The sequence below is a fragment of the Streptomyces changanensis genome (assembly GCF_024600715.1).
Lineage (GTDB): Bacteria > Actinomycetota > Actinomycetes > Streptomycetales > Streptomycetaceae > Streptomyces > Streptomyces changanensis.
On sequence record NZ_CP102332.1, the window covers coordinates 1,341,943 to 1,355,695 of the forward strand.

Annotated in this window: 13 protein-coding genes; 7 read left to right on the forward strand and 6 right to left on the reverse strand. The window is 74.3% G+C overall.

From position 1 onward, the window contains the following. Positions 1 to 165 precede the first annotated feature (165 nt). Positions 166 to 1,566: a CoA transferase gene (locus NRO40_RS05930; RefSeq protein WP_232791167.1), complete on the forward strand. Its 1,401-nt coding sequence runs from the start codon at positions 166 to 168 to the stop codon at positions 1,564 to 1,566. Here NRO40_RS05930 and NRO40_RS05935 read toward each other — a convergent pair. The 3 genes from NRO40_RS05935 to NRO40_RS05945 all read right to left on the reverse strand — a co-directional run bounded on the left by NRO40_RS05935 (position 1,487) and on the right by NRO40_RS05945 (position 4,037). Next, positions 1,487 to 2,113 (reverse strand): lysoplasmalogenase, encoded by a 627-nt coding sequence (locus NRO40_RS05935; protein WP_107115157.1) that lies wholly within the window; start codon positions 2,111 to 2,113, stop codon positions 1,487 to 1,489. The two genes, NRO40_RS05930 and NRO40_RS05935, sit on opposite strands and share 80 nt — an antisense overlap. 203 nt (positions 2,114 to 2,316) lie before the next feature. Continuing rightward, positions 2,317 to 3,219 (reverse strand): sterol desaturase family protein, encoded by a 903-nt coding sequence (locus tag NRO40_RS05940; protein ID WP_058943562.1) that lies wholly within the window; start codon positions 3,217 to 3,219, stop codon positions 2,317 to 2,319. Positions 3,220 to 3,326: 107 nt separating this feature from the next. Further along, positions 3,327 to 4,037, reverse strand: coding sequence for a VIT1/CCC1 transporter family protein (locus NRO40_RS05945; protein WP_058943563.1), 711 nt, complete (start codon positions 4,035 to 4,037; stop codon positions 3,327 to 3,329). Between the two features lie 175 nt (positions 4,038 to 4,212). On the opposite strand from NRO40_RS05945, the gene NRO40_RS05950 reads away from it, so the two are divergent. From NRO40_RS05950 to NRO40_RS05970, 5 genes are all read left to right on the forward strand, one after another. After that, entirely contained in the window at positions 4,213 to 5,193 is a 981-nt protein-coding gene (locus NRO40_RS05950) for a DEDDh family exonuclease (protein ID WP_058943564.1), read from the forward strand. A gap of 225 nt (positions 5,194 to 5,418) precedes the next feature. Further along, positions 5,419 to 5,652 carry a hypothetical protein gene (locus tag NRO40_RS05955; RefSeq protein WP_058943565.1) on the forward strand — a complete coding sequence of 78 codons (234 nt, stop codon included), beginning with the start codon at positions 5,419 to 5,421 and terminating at the stop codon, positions 5,650 to 5,652. A gap of 42 nt (positions 5,653 to 5,694) precedes the next feature. Further along, a complete protein-coding gene (locus NRO40_RS05960) occupies positions 5,695 to 6,567 on the forward strand; it encodes an SURF1 family cytochrome oxidase biogenesis protein (RefSeq protein ID WP_058943566.1) in 873 nt (290 codons plus the stop codon). A 76-nt stretch (positions 6,568 to 6,643) separates the two neighbouring features. Then, positions 6,644 to 8,428: a glycoside hydrolase family 15 protein gene (locus NRO40_RS05965; protein WP_058943567.1), complete on the forward strand. Its 1,785-nt coding sequence runs from the start codon at positions 6,644 to 6,646 to the stop codon at positions 8,426 to 8,428. Positions 8,429 to 8,432: 4 nt separating this feature from the next. Further along, positions 8,433 to 9,188 (forward strand): SDR family oxidoreductase, encoded by a 756-nt coding sequence (locus tag NRO40_RS05970; protein WP_058943568.1) that lies wholly within the window; start codon positions 8,433 to 8,435, stop codon positions 9,186 to 9,188. 212 nt (positions 9,189 to 9,400) lie between these two features. On the opposite strand, the gene NRO40_RS05975 is transcribed toward NRO40_RS05970, so the two are convergent. The 3 genes from NRO40_RS05975 to NRO40_RS05985 all read right to left on the reverse strand — a co-directional run bounded on the left by NRO40_RS05975 (position 9,401) and on the right by NRO40_RS05985 (position 12,582). Beyond that, positions 9,401 to 10,201 (reverse strand): enoyl-CoA hydratase/isomerase family protein, encoded by an 801-nt coding sequence (locus NRO40_RS05975; RefSeq protein WP_058943569.1) that lies wholly within the window; start codon positions 10,199 to 10,201, stop codon positions 9,401 to 9,403. Between the two features lie 261 nt (positions 10,202 to 10,462). Next, positions 10,463 to 10,684, reverse strand: coding sequence for a helix-turn-helix domain-containing protein (locus NRO40_RS05980; RefSeq protein ID WP_058943570.1), 222 nt, complete (start codon positions 10,682 to 10,684; stop codon positions 10,463 to 10,465). A gap of 299 nt (positions 10,685 to 10,983) precedes the next feature. Continuing rightward, positions 10,984 to 12,582: an ABC-F family ATP-binding cassette domain-containing protein gene (locus tag NRO40_RS05985; RefSeq protein WP_058943571.1), complete on the reverse strand. Its 1,599-nt coding sequence runs from the start codon at positions 12,580 to 12,582 to the stop codon at positions 10,984 to 10,986. Between the two features lie 256 nt (positions 12,583 to 12,838). On the opposite strand from NRO40_RS05985, the gene ypfJ reads away from it, so the two are divergent. Continuing rightward, on the forward strand, positions 12,839 to 13,732 hold the full coding sequence (gene ypfJ, locus NRO40_RS05990) for a KPN_02809 family neutral zinc metallopeptidase (protein WP_058943572.1): 894 nt from the start codon (positions 12,839 to 12,841) through the stop codon (positions 13,730 to 13,732). The last annotated feature ends 21 nt before the right edge of the window (positions 13,733 to 13,753 follow it).

Consider the following 13,753-nt stretch of genomic DNA (forward strand, 5'->3'; position numbering starts at 1 on the left):
GCGCGGTCACCGCGCCCGGGCTCTTTCATGTGCGGAAGCCTTCCCGGCACCCCAGGCACCCCCGGCCCCACCCCTTCCTCGCACCGTCCTCCCGCCTGCCCCCAGGCCGTCCTCCCGCCTGCCTGGAACCTTCCCGGCCCCGGCACGGAGTGCCATGATGGACCGATGAACAGGGCGATGACCCACACCTGGGCGGCACTGGGTGCCGATCCGGAGACGCCGGAGCGGGTGGCGTACCACCGCGTACCGGGCCTGCTCCCCTCCCGGCTGCCCGTGGCGGAGCTGGCGCGTACCACCGTCGCGGTGTGTGCGCTGGCCGCGGCGGAGCTCGCCGCCGCGCGCGGCGGGGGCGCGGTGCCGCGGGTCGCGGTCGACGACGCGGCGGTCACCGCGGCCTTCCACAGCGAGCGGCACGTGACGCTCGACGGACGGTCGGGCGGCGGTTTCGCCCCGCTCTCCCGCTTCTGGCGCACGGCCGACGGCTGGGTGCGCACCCACGCGAACTACCCGCACCACCGCGACCGGTTGCTGACCGCGCTGGGACTGCCCGCCGGCGCGGACGGCGGGGCCGTCGCGGACGCGCTGGCCGGGCGCCGGGCGGTGGAGGTCGAGGAGACCGTGTACGCGGCGGGAGGCCTGGCCGTCGCCGTCCGGGACGCCGACACCTGGGCCGCCGGGCAGGGCGCGCCACTCGCGGGACGACCCGTACTGGACCTCGAACGGACCGGCGACGCGCCGGGCCCCGCGGCGGGCGTGCCCTTCGCCGGCGCGAGCGTGGGTGCGCCGTGCGCCGGGATACGGGTGCTGGACCTGACGCGGGTGCTCGCCGGGCCGGTCGCCACACGCACCCTCTCCCTGTTGGGCGCCGACGTCCTGCGGGTGGACGCCCCGGAGCTCCCGGAGAGCCAGGAGGCGCACGACGACACGGGGAACGGCAAGCGCTCGACGCTCCTGGACCTGCGCCGGAGCGCCGACCGGCGGACTTTCGAGGAGTTGCTGTCGACCGCCGACGTGGTCGTCACCGGCTACCGCCCCGGCGCGCTGGACCGGTTCGGGCTCGCCCCCGGGGCCCTTGCCGAGCGCCGTCCCGGCCTGGTGGTCGCCCGGCTGTCGGCGTGGGGCGGGTCGGGGCCGTGGGGCGGCCGGCGCGGCTTCGACAGCCTGGTGCAGGCGGCGACGGGCATCGCCCTGACGGAGGGCGGCGGCTCGGAGCCGGGCGCCCTCCCGGCGCAGGCCCTCGACCACGGCACCGGCTACCTGGTGGCCGCGGCGGTCCTCCGCGCCCTGACGGAACGCCACCGTGGCGGCGGCACCTGGCGCGTCGAGGCGGCACTGACCCGGACCGCGCACCTGCTCACCCACGGCACGGACCGCGAGGACCCGGCGCCTGGTGCCTCCCCCACCGCCGGCGGGGGCGCGGCGCCCACCCCCCGACTGCTGGAGCGGGACACCCCGCGCGGGCGGCTGCGGTACGCCCCCTCCCCCGTCAGCTACGAGGGCGGACCCCGGGACTGGGCGCGGCCGCCGGGCCGGTGGGGAGCGGACGCCCCGCGCTGGACGACGTGAGCACGCCGGTGGCCAGCAGGTACTGCGCGGCGCCGTAGGTGAGCATGATCCAGAAGTCGGGGACGGGCGCCTGCGGCCAGTCGGCGACGCCGGTCGCGATGAGCGTGTCGGAGAACAGGAACAGCGCCCGGTACGCCATGGCGGCGAGCAGCAGGGAGTACCCGGCGACCGGGATCCGCAGGGGCGCGGGGAGGTCCGGCCACAGCAGGAGCACCACGGCGACGAGCGCGACGCCGTAACCGGCGCCCAGCAGCGGCGAGGTGCGGGCCCGCCCGAAAAGCAGCAGGTAGCAGACGTGCCCGGCGGCGAACGACCCCATGCCGACGAGGAAGGCCCACTCCGCGTCGAGGAGCAGGAACACGTCGCCGCCCCAGCCGAAGAGGAGGGCGGCGACCAGCGTGCGGGGCGCGCCGCGCAGGGCCGCGTACCCCGCGAGCAGCGGCATCAGCAGTGGCTTGGCCACCGCGTGGCCGACGCCGGAGCCGGCGAGCAGCGCGATGAGGTCGACGGCGAGGACGGCCGCGAAGAGCGGCGGCAGGAGGCGCACGAGCCGCTCGCGCCCGCCCCGCCCCGTCCCGCCGTCCCGGCGCACCCGGGTCTCCCGCGTCTCCCGGGTCCCGCGAGACTCCCGAGTCACGGAAGCCTCCTGAGCCCTTCGAGTCTCCTGAGCCCTTCGCACTTCCTGAGTCACACGCCCCTCCCCACCCACACGCCCCTCCCCACCCACACGCCCCTCCCCGCCCACGCGGCTCACGCCGCGGTCTCCGGGGCGGGCGCCCCGGTGGGTCGGCCGGCCGTCTCCGCCGCCCGGTCGGGCACGGGTGCCGGCTGCCAACCGGGCCCCCGCAGGACCCGCCCCGCCCGCTCCCGCCACGAGCGGGCCGCCCGCAGGTCCCGGGCGATGGCCGCGTACTCGTGGGTGGCGACCCGCAGCGGGTTGTACGTGTCGATGTTCTTGGTGAGGCCGTACACCGGGCGGACGGTCTCGGCGGTGAAGGTGCCGAAGAGGCGGTCCCAGACGATGAGGATGCCGCCGAAGTTCCGGTCCAGGTAACCGCCCTGGGAGGCGTGGTGCACCCGGTGGTGCGAGGGGGTGTTGAGGACGTACTCGACGGGGCGCGGCAGCCTGCCGATCCGCTCGGTGTGCACCCAGAACTGGTAGACGAGGTTCGCCGACGAACAGAAGGCGAGGGCCGCCGGGTGCACGCCGCACGCGATGAGCGGCAGGTAGAACGGCCACACGGTCCACGAGGTCCACGGCTGCCGCAACGCGGTGCTGAAGTTGAACTTGCGGCTGGAGTGGTGGACGACGTGGCAGGCCCACAGGATCCGCACGACGTGGTGGCCGCGGTGGGACCAGTAGTAGAAGAAGTCCTGGGCCAGCAGCATCAGCGGCACGGTCCACCACAGGACCGGGACACGCAGCGGCGTCAGCTCGTACACCGCCAGGTAGACGGCGACGATGGGGATCTTCCACAGGAAGTCGAAGACGAGGCTGCCGAGCCCCATGCCGATGCTCGTGGCGGCGTCCTTCGCCTCGTACCCGGCGGCGTCCTCGTCGGGACGCAGCCGGTAGCTGACGATCTCCAGGACGGTGAGCAGGACGAAGGCGGGTATCGACCACAGCACGACATCGGGCAGGTTCGGCGACATGCGAGCACCGTAGGGCCGGGTGTCGGGCCGGGGCTAGAGGTGGTTACCGACAAGTATGCGAGACGATGTGTCAACGACCTTTGGCGACATCCACCAACGGGCCGGCGTCAGACCCCGACGGCACCCAGCAGCGACCCCGCCGCGTACGTCACCGCCATCGCCAGCGCGCCGCCGCCGACCACGCGGGCCACCGCGGGGCGGACGGGGGCGGAGCCGAGGCGGGCGCTGCACCAGCCGGTGAGCGTGAGCGCCGCGAGGACCGACGCGACGGTCACCCACAGCCGCGCCGGCGCGGGCGGCCACACGATCGCCAGCAGCGGCAGCAGGGCACCGACCGTGAAGGCGAGGAAGCTGGCCCCGGCGGCGTGCCACGGGTTGGTCAGCTCGTCCGGGTCGATGCCCAGCTCGACCCGCGCGTGGGCCCGCAGGGCGTCACGTTCCGTCAACTGCACGGCGGCCTCGCGGGCCACCTCCCGGGTCAGGCCGCGCTCCGCCAACAGGTCCGTCAGCTCCTCCAGTTCGGCCTCCGGCTGCTCCCTCAGCTCCCGCCGCTCCTGTGCCAGGGCAGCCCTCTCGGAGTCGCGCTGGGTGGAGACGGAGACGTACTCGCCGACCGCCATCGACATGGACCCGGCGAGCAGTCCGGCCAGCCCCGCCGTCAGGAGCGCGGCCCGCTCGGTGGTGGCGCCCGCGACGCCCACCACCAGGCCGGCGGTGGAGACGATGCCGTCGTTCGCGCCGAGCACGGCGGCCCGCAGCCAGTTGAGGCGGGAGCCGAGCGCCCCGCCGTGCGGCTCGTGCGTGGTCGTGTCCGTCACGACGCCGAGGGTCTCATCCGGGCCCGGCCCGACGCGGAAACGGCACGCGCGCCGACGGCGCGACCGGCCGCGGGAGGCTCCTCCGACGACGCCCGGCGAGGGCCGGCTGACGCGTCAACACCGCGCCGTGGGGCAAACCCGGCGGCGGCGCTGTCGGTGGCGGCCTCTATTCTCAGTGACCATGCTCGACGACCGTATGACAGCAGCAGCCTGGCCGGCCGCCTACCCGCAGGGGTACGCGGTCGTCGACGTGGAGACCACCGGCCTCTCCGCCCACGACCGGATAGTGTCGGCTGCCGTCTACCGGCTCGACGCGCGCGGCCGGGTGGAGGACCACTGGTACACGTTGGTCAACCCGGAGCGTGACCCGGGACCCGTGTGGATCCACGGCCTGACGAGCGACGTGCTGGAGGGCGCGCCCCTCTTCGCCGACGTGGCCGCGGAGTTCTCCGAGCGGCTCGACGGCCGCGTCCTCGTCGCGCACAACGCCTACTTCGACTGGACGATGATCGCCCGGGAGTACGCCCGGGCGGAGCGCACCGCCCCGGTGCGGCAGCGGCTGTGCACCATGGCGCTGGCCAAGGAACTGGCGCTGCCGCTGCCCAACATGAAGCTGGAGTCGCTGGCCGCCCACTTCGGCGTGGAGCAGCGCCAGGCGCACCACGCCCTCGACGACGCGCGGGTGCTGGCGGAGGCCTTCCGGCCGAGTCTGCGCGCGGCGGCCGAGCGCGGGGTGCGGCTGCCGCTGCTGGAGTGCCTCCCCCTCGTGGAGTGGTCGGCGGCGCCCGCCGCGGCCACGCCCCGCATCGGCCGTCAGGCCACGTACGGGTCGGGCGGCTGGCGGCCGTCACGGAAGCGACCGGCGTGCCCGTACCCGAACCCCGGGCGGTACACGTCGAACAAGCCACTCAAGCAGGGCATGCGGGTCGCGTTCTCGGGTGACACCTCGGTCGAGCGCGAGCTGCTGGAGGACCGGGCCGTCGAGGCCGGGCTGCACATCGCGACGAGTGTCTCCCGGCTGACCAGCCTGCTCGTCACCAACGACCCGGGAGCCGGCACCTCCAAGCTCGTGAAGGCCAAGGCGTTCGGGACGCCGATCGTCGACGAGGCCGCCTTCACCCACCTACTGCGGGATGTGGCCCCGGCCGACGAGTGACCCCGGGCCCGGGAGCGGTCCGCGCGGGCCCGGGTGGGCGCGGGAGCGGTGCCCGCGGGCACGGGGTGGGCGCGGGAGCCGCGCGGCGCGCGGGTACGGGTGCACGGGGGCGCGGGTACGGGTGCACGGGTACGGGTGCACGGGGGCGGGTGCGGAGGGACGAACGGGTGACCGCCGGGCGCGCCGTCCTCCGATCCGGCCGCCGTTCCGCGCACCCTGTGGCGCATGGCACGTTGCGAGGTCTGCGGAAACGACTACGGCATGTCCTTCGAGGTGCACGCGCAGGGCGCCGTGCACGTCTTCGACTGCTTCTCCTGCGCCATCCACCGCATGGCGCCCATCTGTGAACACTGCCGGGTCCAGATCATCGGCCAGGGCGTGGAGGCCGACGGCCGCTGGTACTGCGGCGCGCACTGCGCGCGCGCGGAGGGCCGGGCGGGCATCGTCGACAAGGCGTGACCCGGGGCCGGGCGCGACAGGGGCGGGATGTACGGTCTTGGGGTGTACCGCTTCCTGTTGTCCCGGCAGTGGGTGATCCTCACCCTCGTCGTGCTCGTCCTGATCCCGGTGATGGTCGAGCTGGGCTTCTGGCAGTTCCACCGGCACGAGCGCCGCGTCGCCCAGAACGCGCTGATCGCGGACAACCTCACGGCCGCACCCGTCCCCGTGACCGAGCTCACGTCACCGGGTCACACCGTCCCGCGCTCCGACCTGTGGCGCCGGGCGACGGCGACGGGCACGTTCGACACCGCGCGCGAGGTCGTCGTGCGGCGCCGCACCAACGCGGACGACCGGGTCGGCATGCACGTGCTGACCCCGCTGGTCCTCACCGACGGCCGGGTCGTCCTGGTCAACCGCGGCTGGGTCCCGGCCGCGCCGGACCAGAAGTCCTACCCGGACGTGCCGCCCGCACCGAAGGGCCAGGTGACCGTGGTCGGCCGGCTCATGGCGGACCAGACCACCGACAGCAGCGGCATCAAGGACCTGCGCGGCCTCCCGCCGCGCCAGGTCATGCTCATCAACAGCGAGCAGCAGGCGGAGCGGCTGGGCCGCGAGGTCCTCGGCGGCTACCTGGAGCTGACGGAGCCCGCACCGCCCGGCGGCAGCCCCGAGCCGATCCCGGACCCCGACCACGAGTCGATCGGCTCCCACATGGCGTACGCCGTCCAGTGGTGGCTGTTCGCGGCGGGCGTGCCGGTGGGGTGGGTCGTGCTGGTCCGCCGGGAGCGGCGCGACCAGGCGGTGGCCACGGACGGGAGCGGGTCCGCCGGGCCCGCCGGACCGGGTGGCGGTGACGGTGACGGCGACGACGGCGCCGGGGGCGGCGGCGACGGTGCGGGTGTGGAGACCCCGCGGGAGCCCGCCGACCGGTGACCCGTGGGCGTCCGGCGCGCGTCCGGCGGGCAGGCTGACGGATTGGCGCTGTTCCGGGGTGGGAACACGCCAGAACGTGACGCAACGTATCGAGGACTACGCCCTCATCGGGGATTTGCAGACCGCCGCCCTGGTGGGCCGGGACGGCTCCGTCGACTGGCTCTGCCTGCCACGCTTCGACTCCGGCGCCTGCTTCGCCGCGCTCCTGGGCGACGAGGACAACGGCCACTGGCGACTCGCGCCCCGGGGTGCGCGCACCTGCACCCGACGCGCTTACCTGGGCGATTCCCTGGTGCTGGAGTCCGTGTGGGAGACCCGCACCGGCACGGTCCGCGTCCTCGACTTCATGCCGCAGCGCGACCGCTCCCCCGACCTGATGCGGATCGTGGAGGGCGTGTCCGGCCGGGTCGAGATGTCGTCCGTGCTGCGACTGCGGTTCGACTACGGCTCGGCCGTGCCGTGGGTGCGGCGCACCGACGGCCACCGGGTCGCCGTCGCGGGCCCCGACTCGGTGTGGCTGCGCAGCGAGCCGGAGGTGAAGACCTGGGGCCAGCAGTACAGCACCTGCTCCTCCTTCACGGTCGGCCCCGGCGAGAAGGTCGCCTTCTGCCTCACCTGGCACCCCTCCCACGAGCCGCGCCCCGCCCTGGTCGACCCGTACGAGGCGCTGGAGCACACGCTGGGGGACTGGAAGTCCTGGGCGGCCCAGTGCACCTACGACGGGCCGTACCGGGACGCGGTGATGCGCTCGCTCATCACGCTCAAGGCGCTCACGTACGCCCCGACGGGCGGGATCGTCGCCGCGCCGACGACGTCGCTGCCGGAGGAGATGGGCGGCGTCCGCAACTGGGACTACCGCTTCTGCTGGCTGCGCGACTCGACGCTGACCCTCTACGCGCTGCTGTCGGCGGGCTACCTGGAGGAGGCCGGCGCGTGGCGCGACTGGTTGCTGCGGGCGGTCGCCGGCGACCCGGCGGACCTCCAGATCATGTACGGCCTCGCGGGTGAGCGACGGCTGCCGGAGGCCGAGGTGCCGTGGCTGCGCGGGTACGGCGGCTCGCGGCCGGTGCGGATCGGCAACGCCGCCGTCAACCAGCGCCAGCTCGACGTGTACGGCCAGGTCATGGACTCCCTGTACCTGGCGCGGGAGGTGGGGATGCCGCCGCAGCGGCACGCCTGGGCGCTCCAGCTGAGTCTGCTGGGGTACCTGGAGTCGACGTGGCGTCAGCCGGACGAGGGCCTGTGGGAGGTGCGCGGGCAGCGGCGCCACTTCGTGCACTCGAAGGTCATGGCGTGGGTGGCCGCCGACCGGGCGGTGCGGACGCTGGAGCGGCACCCCGAACTGCCGGGGGACGTGGAGCGGTGGCGGACGATGCGCGACGAGGTGCACCGGGAGGTGTGCGCGCGGGGGTACGACCCGGCGCGCAACACCTTCACCCAGTCGTACGGCTCCGCCGAGTTGGACGCGGCGACGCTGCTGATCCCGCGCGTGGGCTTCCTGCCGCCGGACGACCCGCGCGTGGTCGGCACGGTGGAGGCGGTGGCGGCCGAGCTGGGGCACGACGGGTTCATCCACCGGTACAGCACGGACGGGATCGCGGTGGACGGACTGCCCGGCGGGGAGGGGACGTTCCTCGCCTGCTCGTTCTGGATGGCCGACGCGCTGAACATGATGGGCCGCAAGGACGAGGCGCGCGAGCTGTTCGAGCGGCTGCTGGGGGTGTGCAACGACGTGGGGCTGCTGGCGGAGGAGTACGACCCGGTGGCCGGGCGGCAGCTGGGCAACTTCCCGCAGGCGTTCAGCCACGTCGGGCTGGTCACGACCGCCCTCGCGCTGACGGCGGACGACGCGGCAGGATAGGCCCATGGATCTTGGACTGAAGGACCGTGTGTACGTCGTGACCGGTGCCTCCCGGGGCCTCGGGCACGCGACGGCGAAGGCGCTGGTGGCCGAGGGGGCGAAGGTCCTCCTGTCGTCCCGCGACGGGGACGCCGTGCGGCGGGCGGCGGACGCGCTGGGCGGTGGCGCCGTCGCGGTCGCCGCCGACAACGCCGACCCGGCGACGCCCGAGCGGCTCGTCGCGGCGGCGCGGGAGCACTTCGGCGGGTTCGACGGCGTGCTGGTCAGCGTCGGCGGCCCGGCGCCCGGGTGGGCGGCGGACAACACCGACGAGCAGTGGCGGGCCGCGTTCGACTCGGTCTTCCTCGGCGCCGTCCGCATGGCCCGCACGGCGGCGGACGCGCTCGGCGAGGGCGGGGTGATCGGTTTCGTCCTGTCCGGTTCGGTGCACGAGCCGATCCCCGGGCTGACGATCTCCAACGGCCTGCGCCCCGGCCTCGCCGGCTTCGCGAAGTCCCTGGCGAACGAGGTCGGGCCGCGCGGCGTGCGTGTCGTGGGCCTGCTCCCCTCGCGCATCGACACGGACCGGGTGCGCGAGCTGGACGCCCTGTCCGGTGACGCGGCCGCCGCACGCGCCGACAACGAGGCGCGCATCCCGCTGCGCCGCTACGGCACGCCGGAGGAGTTCGGCGCGACGGCGGCGTTCCTGCTCTCCCCCGCCGCCTCGTACCTGACCGGGGTCATGCTGCCGGTCGACGGCGGCGCGCGCCACGGCTTCTGACGGCGGTCCCGCCCGGGGCGCCCACCCCGCCGCACCACCGCCCGTACCGCCCCCGCCGTACGCGCCGTCCGCACCCGGGCCGTGCGCGGGCCCGGGTGCGGGTGCGGCGGGACGGTGGTGAAGCGGCGCGTACGGCGGCGGCGCGTACGGCGGCGGCGCGTACGGCGGCGGCGCGTACGGCGGCGGCGCGAGCGGCGTGCTGCCGCCGGGTGTCAGTCGGCGAGGCCCGCAAGGTCGCGGAGCCGGCGGGCCTGGCCGGCCCGCTCGGCGACGCGCTGCTCCTCGTACGGGCGCCCTGCCGCGCCGCGCAGCAGGGCCTTCGTCTCCACGACGGCGTCACGCGGGGCGGCGAGCAGGGCGGCGGCCAGGTCGCGGACGGCGGCGTCGAGCTCCTCGACCGGCACCACGAGGTTGACCAGGCCGACGCGCTCGGCCTCGTCAGCGTGGACGAACCGGCCCGTGGCGCAGATCTCCAGCGCGCGGGCGTAGCCGACGGCGGCGACGAGCGGGTGCGTACCGGTCAGGTCGGGAACGAGTCCGAGGCTCGTCTCGCGCATGGCGAACTGCACGTCCTGCGCGACGACGCGCAGGTCACAGGCGAGGGCGAGCTGGAAGCCCGCGCCGATGGCATGGCCCTGGACGGCCGCGATCGACACGATGTCGTTGCGGCGCCACCAGGTGAACGCCTCCTGGTACTCGGCGATGACGGCGTCCAGCTCCTCGTCGGAACCGCGCGCCAGGTCGAGGAAGGACGGCTCGCCGTCGAACCCCTCCGGCGTGAACGCCTGTCGGTCGAGGCCGGCCGAGAACGACTTGCCCTCTCCGCGCAAGACGACGACCCGCACGCTCCCAGGCAGGGCGCGGCCCGCCTCGGTGAGCGCCCGCCACAGGGCGGGCGACTGGGCGTTGCGCTTCGCCGGGTTGGTGAGGGTCACCGTGGCGACGGCGTCCTCGACGGTGAGGCGTACACCGTCCTTGTCGAGCACGACGAGGGCAGGGTCGAGCGAGGTCATACGGCGCCTCCGGATCCGGTGCAGCGGTTGTCGTCGTCCGGCGCACCCGACCAGCGGCTGCGCCGAACGACAAATTACTGCACGGTAACCACCCGGTCGACCCTCGGACCGCACCGGGCCGGCGGCTTCGGCCCCGGAGCCGAACGGCGGTCGGGACCGCCGGTCGGCCCGGTGCCCGGACCTCCGGTCCACCGCGGCCGCGGACGGCCGGGGGGGGTACTGCCGGAACCGTGGGGCGGCGTGACGGACCGCACCCGGGGATCAGGCCGGCGTGGCCTTCTTGCCCCGGGTCGCTCCGCCGCGTCCACGCAACACGACTCCGGACTCGGTGAGCATCCGGTGGACGAATCCGTAGGACCGGCCGGTCTCCTCGGCCAGGGCCCGGATGCTCACGCCGGCGTCGTACTTCTTCTTCAGGTCTGCCGCGAGCTTCTCGCGCGCGGCGCCGGTCACCCGGCTGCCCTTCTTCAGAGTCTCGGCCACCCGTGCCTCCTCAAGGGAAGTGCGCTCTGGTCTTCTCATGATCACCCCTCCGGGCCCACATGGCCAGCCATTCGACAAGGTCAGTGGACGCGGGTTTCCGCGCGGGGCGGCCTCGCAGGACGCCGAAAACCCGGGAGCGACCGTAAGCGGAACGCGAAGTACCAGGTCAGGGGGGCCCACACGGGACCGCGCGGCGTGGCGCGGGCGGGGGAAACGCCGCCGGGTGCCACGCCGCGGTATGAGATCCGCTCACTCAGATGAAGGATCACGGCTGAGCCGAATGATCCAGGCGGAGATGATCAGGCCAGGGAGACCAGGTCCGCGTAGTCCGCTCCCCACAGGTCCTCGACGCCGTCCGGGAGCAGGATGATGCGCTCCGGCTGGAGGGCGTCGACGGCGCCCTCGTCGTGCGTGACCAGGACGACCGCGCCCTTGTAGGTGCGCAGCGCGCCGAGGATCTCCTCGCGGCTCGCGGGGTCGAGGTTGTTCGTCGGCTCGTCGAGCAGCAGCACGTTCGCCGAGGAGACCACCAGCGTGGCCAGCGCGAGCCGGGTCTTCTCGCCGCCGGACAGGACCCCGGCGGGCTTGTCGACGTCGTCGCCGGAGAAGAGGAACGAGCCCAGGACCTTGCGGACCTCGACCATGTCCAGGTCCGGCGCGGCCGACCGCATGTTCTCCAGGACCGTGCGGTCGGGGTCGAGGGTCTCGTGCTCCTGCGCGTAGTACCCGAGCTTCAGCCCGTGGCCCGGGACGACCTCGCCGGTGTCCGGCCGCTCGGCGCCGGCGAGGAGCCGCAGCAGGGTCGTCTTGCCGGCGCCATTGAGGCCGAGGATGACGACGCGCGAACCCTTGTCGATGGCGAGGCTGACGTCGGTGAAGATCTCCAGCGAGCCGTACGACTTGGACAGGCCCTCCGCCGTCAGCGGGGTGCGGCCGCAGGGGGCCGGGTCCGGGAAGCGCAGCTTGGCGACCTTGTCGGACTGCCGCACCTCGTCCAGGCCGGACAGCAGCTTCTCGGCGCGGCGCGCCATGTTCTGCGCGGCGACCGTCTTGGTGGCCTTGGCGCGCATCTTGTCGGCCTGGGCGTTGAGCGCGGCGGCCTTCTTCTCGGCGTTCTGCCGCTCGCGGCGGCGGCGCTTCTCGTCGTCCTCGCGCTGGCGCTGGTACAGCTTCCAGCCCATGTTGTAGATGTCGATCGTGGAGCGGTTGGCGTCGAGGTAGAAGACCTTGTTGACGACCGTGTCGACGAGGTCGACGTCGTGGGAGATCACCACGAAGCCGCCGCGGTACGACTTCAGGTAGTCGCGCAGCCAGGTGATCGAGTCGGCGTCGAGGTGGTTGGTCGGCTCGTCGAGCAGGAGCGTGTCGGCGTCCGAGAAGAGGATGCGCGCCAGCTCGATGCGGCGGCGCTGACCGCCCGAGAGGGTGTGCAGCGGCTGGCCGAGCACCCGGTCGGGCAGGCCCAGGGCGGCGGCGATGGTGGACGCCTCGGCCTCCGCGGAGTACCCGCCCTTGGTGAGGAACTCGGTCTCCTGGCGCTCGTACTGCTTGAGGGCCTTCTCGCGGGTGGAGCCCTTGCCGGTGGCGATGCGCTCCTCGTTGATCCGCATCTTGCTGATCAGCACGTCCAGGCCGCGGGCGGAGAGGATGCGGTCGCGGGCCAGCACGTCGAGGTCGCCCGTGCGGGGGTCCTGCGGGAGGTAGCCGACCTGGCCGGAGCGGGTGATGGTGCCGGCGGCGGGGATGCCCTCGCCCGCCAGGCACTTGGTGAGCGTCGTCTTGCCGGCGCCGTTGCGGCCGACGAGGCCGATGCGGTCACCCTTGGCGATGCGGAACGAGGCGGACTCGATGAGGACGCGTGCGCCGGCGCGCAGCTCGAGACCGGTGGCGGTGATCATGGACAGACTCTCCAGGGCGGGTCGGACGGTGGAAGAACGGCGGCTGCGGTGACTTCGACACCGTCTAATGCACGGGGAGAAAGGCCATACGGGCCAGTCTAACGGGCGCATGCAACTGCTTTACCGGTGCGCGGACGCCGTCGGGCGCGCGATCGGCGACGGCGCCCGGGACACTCGTCGGACGCGCGAAACGGGGCACCAGGGAACCACCGCGCCGACACTCGGCGCAGGAGCGACGGAGGGTGGTGCCCGCGCCATGCGGTTCGACGACGACGCCGATCTGGACACCTCGGAGGTACGGGACGCGCGCGGGGGCGGCGGCCTCCCCGGCGGCAGGGTGACGGTCGGCGGCGGCCTGGCCGGGGTGATCGCGCTCGTGCTGGCGCTGGTCTTCGGCGTGGGTCCGGACCAGCTCGGGCTGACGGACGGCGGCGACCCGGACCGTCAGGCGGGCTCCTCGGCGGGCGACCTCGACGCGGCGTGCCGCACGGGTGCGGCCGCGAACACCCGGGACGACTGCCGGATCGTCGCGATCGTCAACAGCGTGCAGGACTACTGGCGCGGCGCCCACGCGCGGGCGGGCGAGCGGTACACGGACGCGCGGACGGTCCTGTTCGCCGACCGGGTGGGCACGGCGTGCGGGACGGCGACCTCGGCGGTCGGGCCGTTCTACTGCCCCGCCGACCGGCAGGTCTACCTGGACCTGGACTTCTTCGGGGAGCTGCGCACCCGGTTCGGCGCCTCGGGCGGGCCGTTCGCCGAGGCGTACGTGGTCGCCCACGAGTACGGCCACCACGTGCAGAACCTCGCGGGGACGCTCAGCCGTGCGCAGGACGGACGGCAGGGCACCGGCAGCGGCGCCGTGCGGGTGGAGCTCCAGGCCGACTGCCTGGCCGGCGTGTGGACCCGGCACGCCACGACGACGCCGGACGAGCGGACCGGCCGGCCGGTGCTGGCGGAGGTGACCGACCAGGACGTGCGGGCCGCGCTGGACGCCGCCGCCGCGGTGGGCGACGACCGGATCCAGGAGCGGTTCCAGGGGCGGGTCGACCCGGAGTCCTGGACGCACGGCTCCGCCGAGCAGCGCCAGCGGTGGTTCTCGGTGGGCTACCGCACGGGTGACGCGGCGCGCTGCGACACCTTCGCCTGAGGCGCCGGCCGGTCACCGTCG

Coding starts and splice junctions, on each gene's coding strand:
- NRO40_RS05930 (WP_232791167.1), top strand. CDS start 166: ATGAACAGGGCGATGACCCACACCTGGGCGGCACTGGGTGCCGATCCG.
- NRO40_RS05940 (WP_058943562.1), bottom strand. CDS start 3,219: ATGTCGCCGAACCTGCCCGATGTCGTGCTGTGGTCGATACCCGCCTTC.
- NRO40_RS05955 (WP_058943565.1), top strand. CDS start 5,419: ATGGCACGTTGCGAGGTCTGCGGAAACGACTACGGCATGTCCTTCGAG.
- NRO40_RS05970 (WP_058943568.1), top strand. CDS start 8,433: ATGGATCTTGGACTGAAGGACCGTGTGTACGTCGTGACCGGTGCCTCC.
- NRO40_RS05975 (WP_058943569.1), bottom strand. CDS start 10,201: ATGACCTCGCTCGACCCTGCCCTCGTCGTGCTCGACAAGGACGGTGTA.
- NRO40_RS05985 (WP_058943571.1), bottom strand. CDS start 12,582: ATGATCACCGCCACCGGTCTCGAGCTGCGCGCCGGCGCACGCGTCCTC.
- ypfJ (WP_058943572.1), top strand. CDS start 12,839: ATGCGGTTCGACGACGACGCCGATCTGGACACCTCGGAGGTACGGGAC.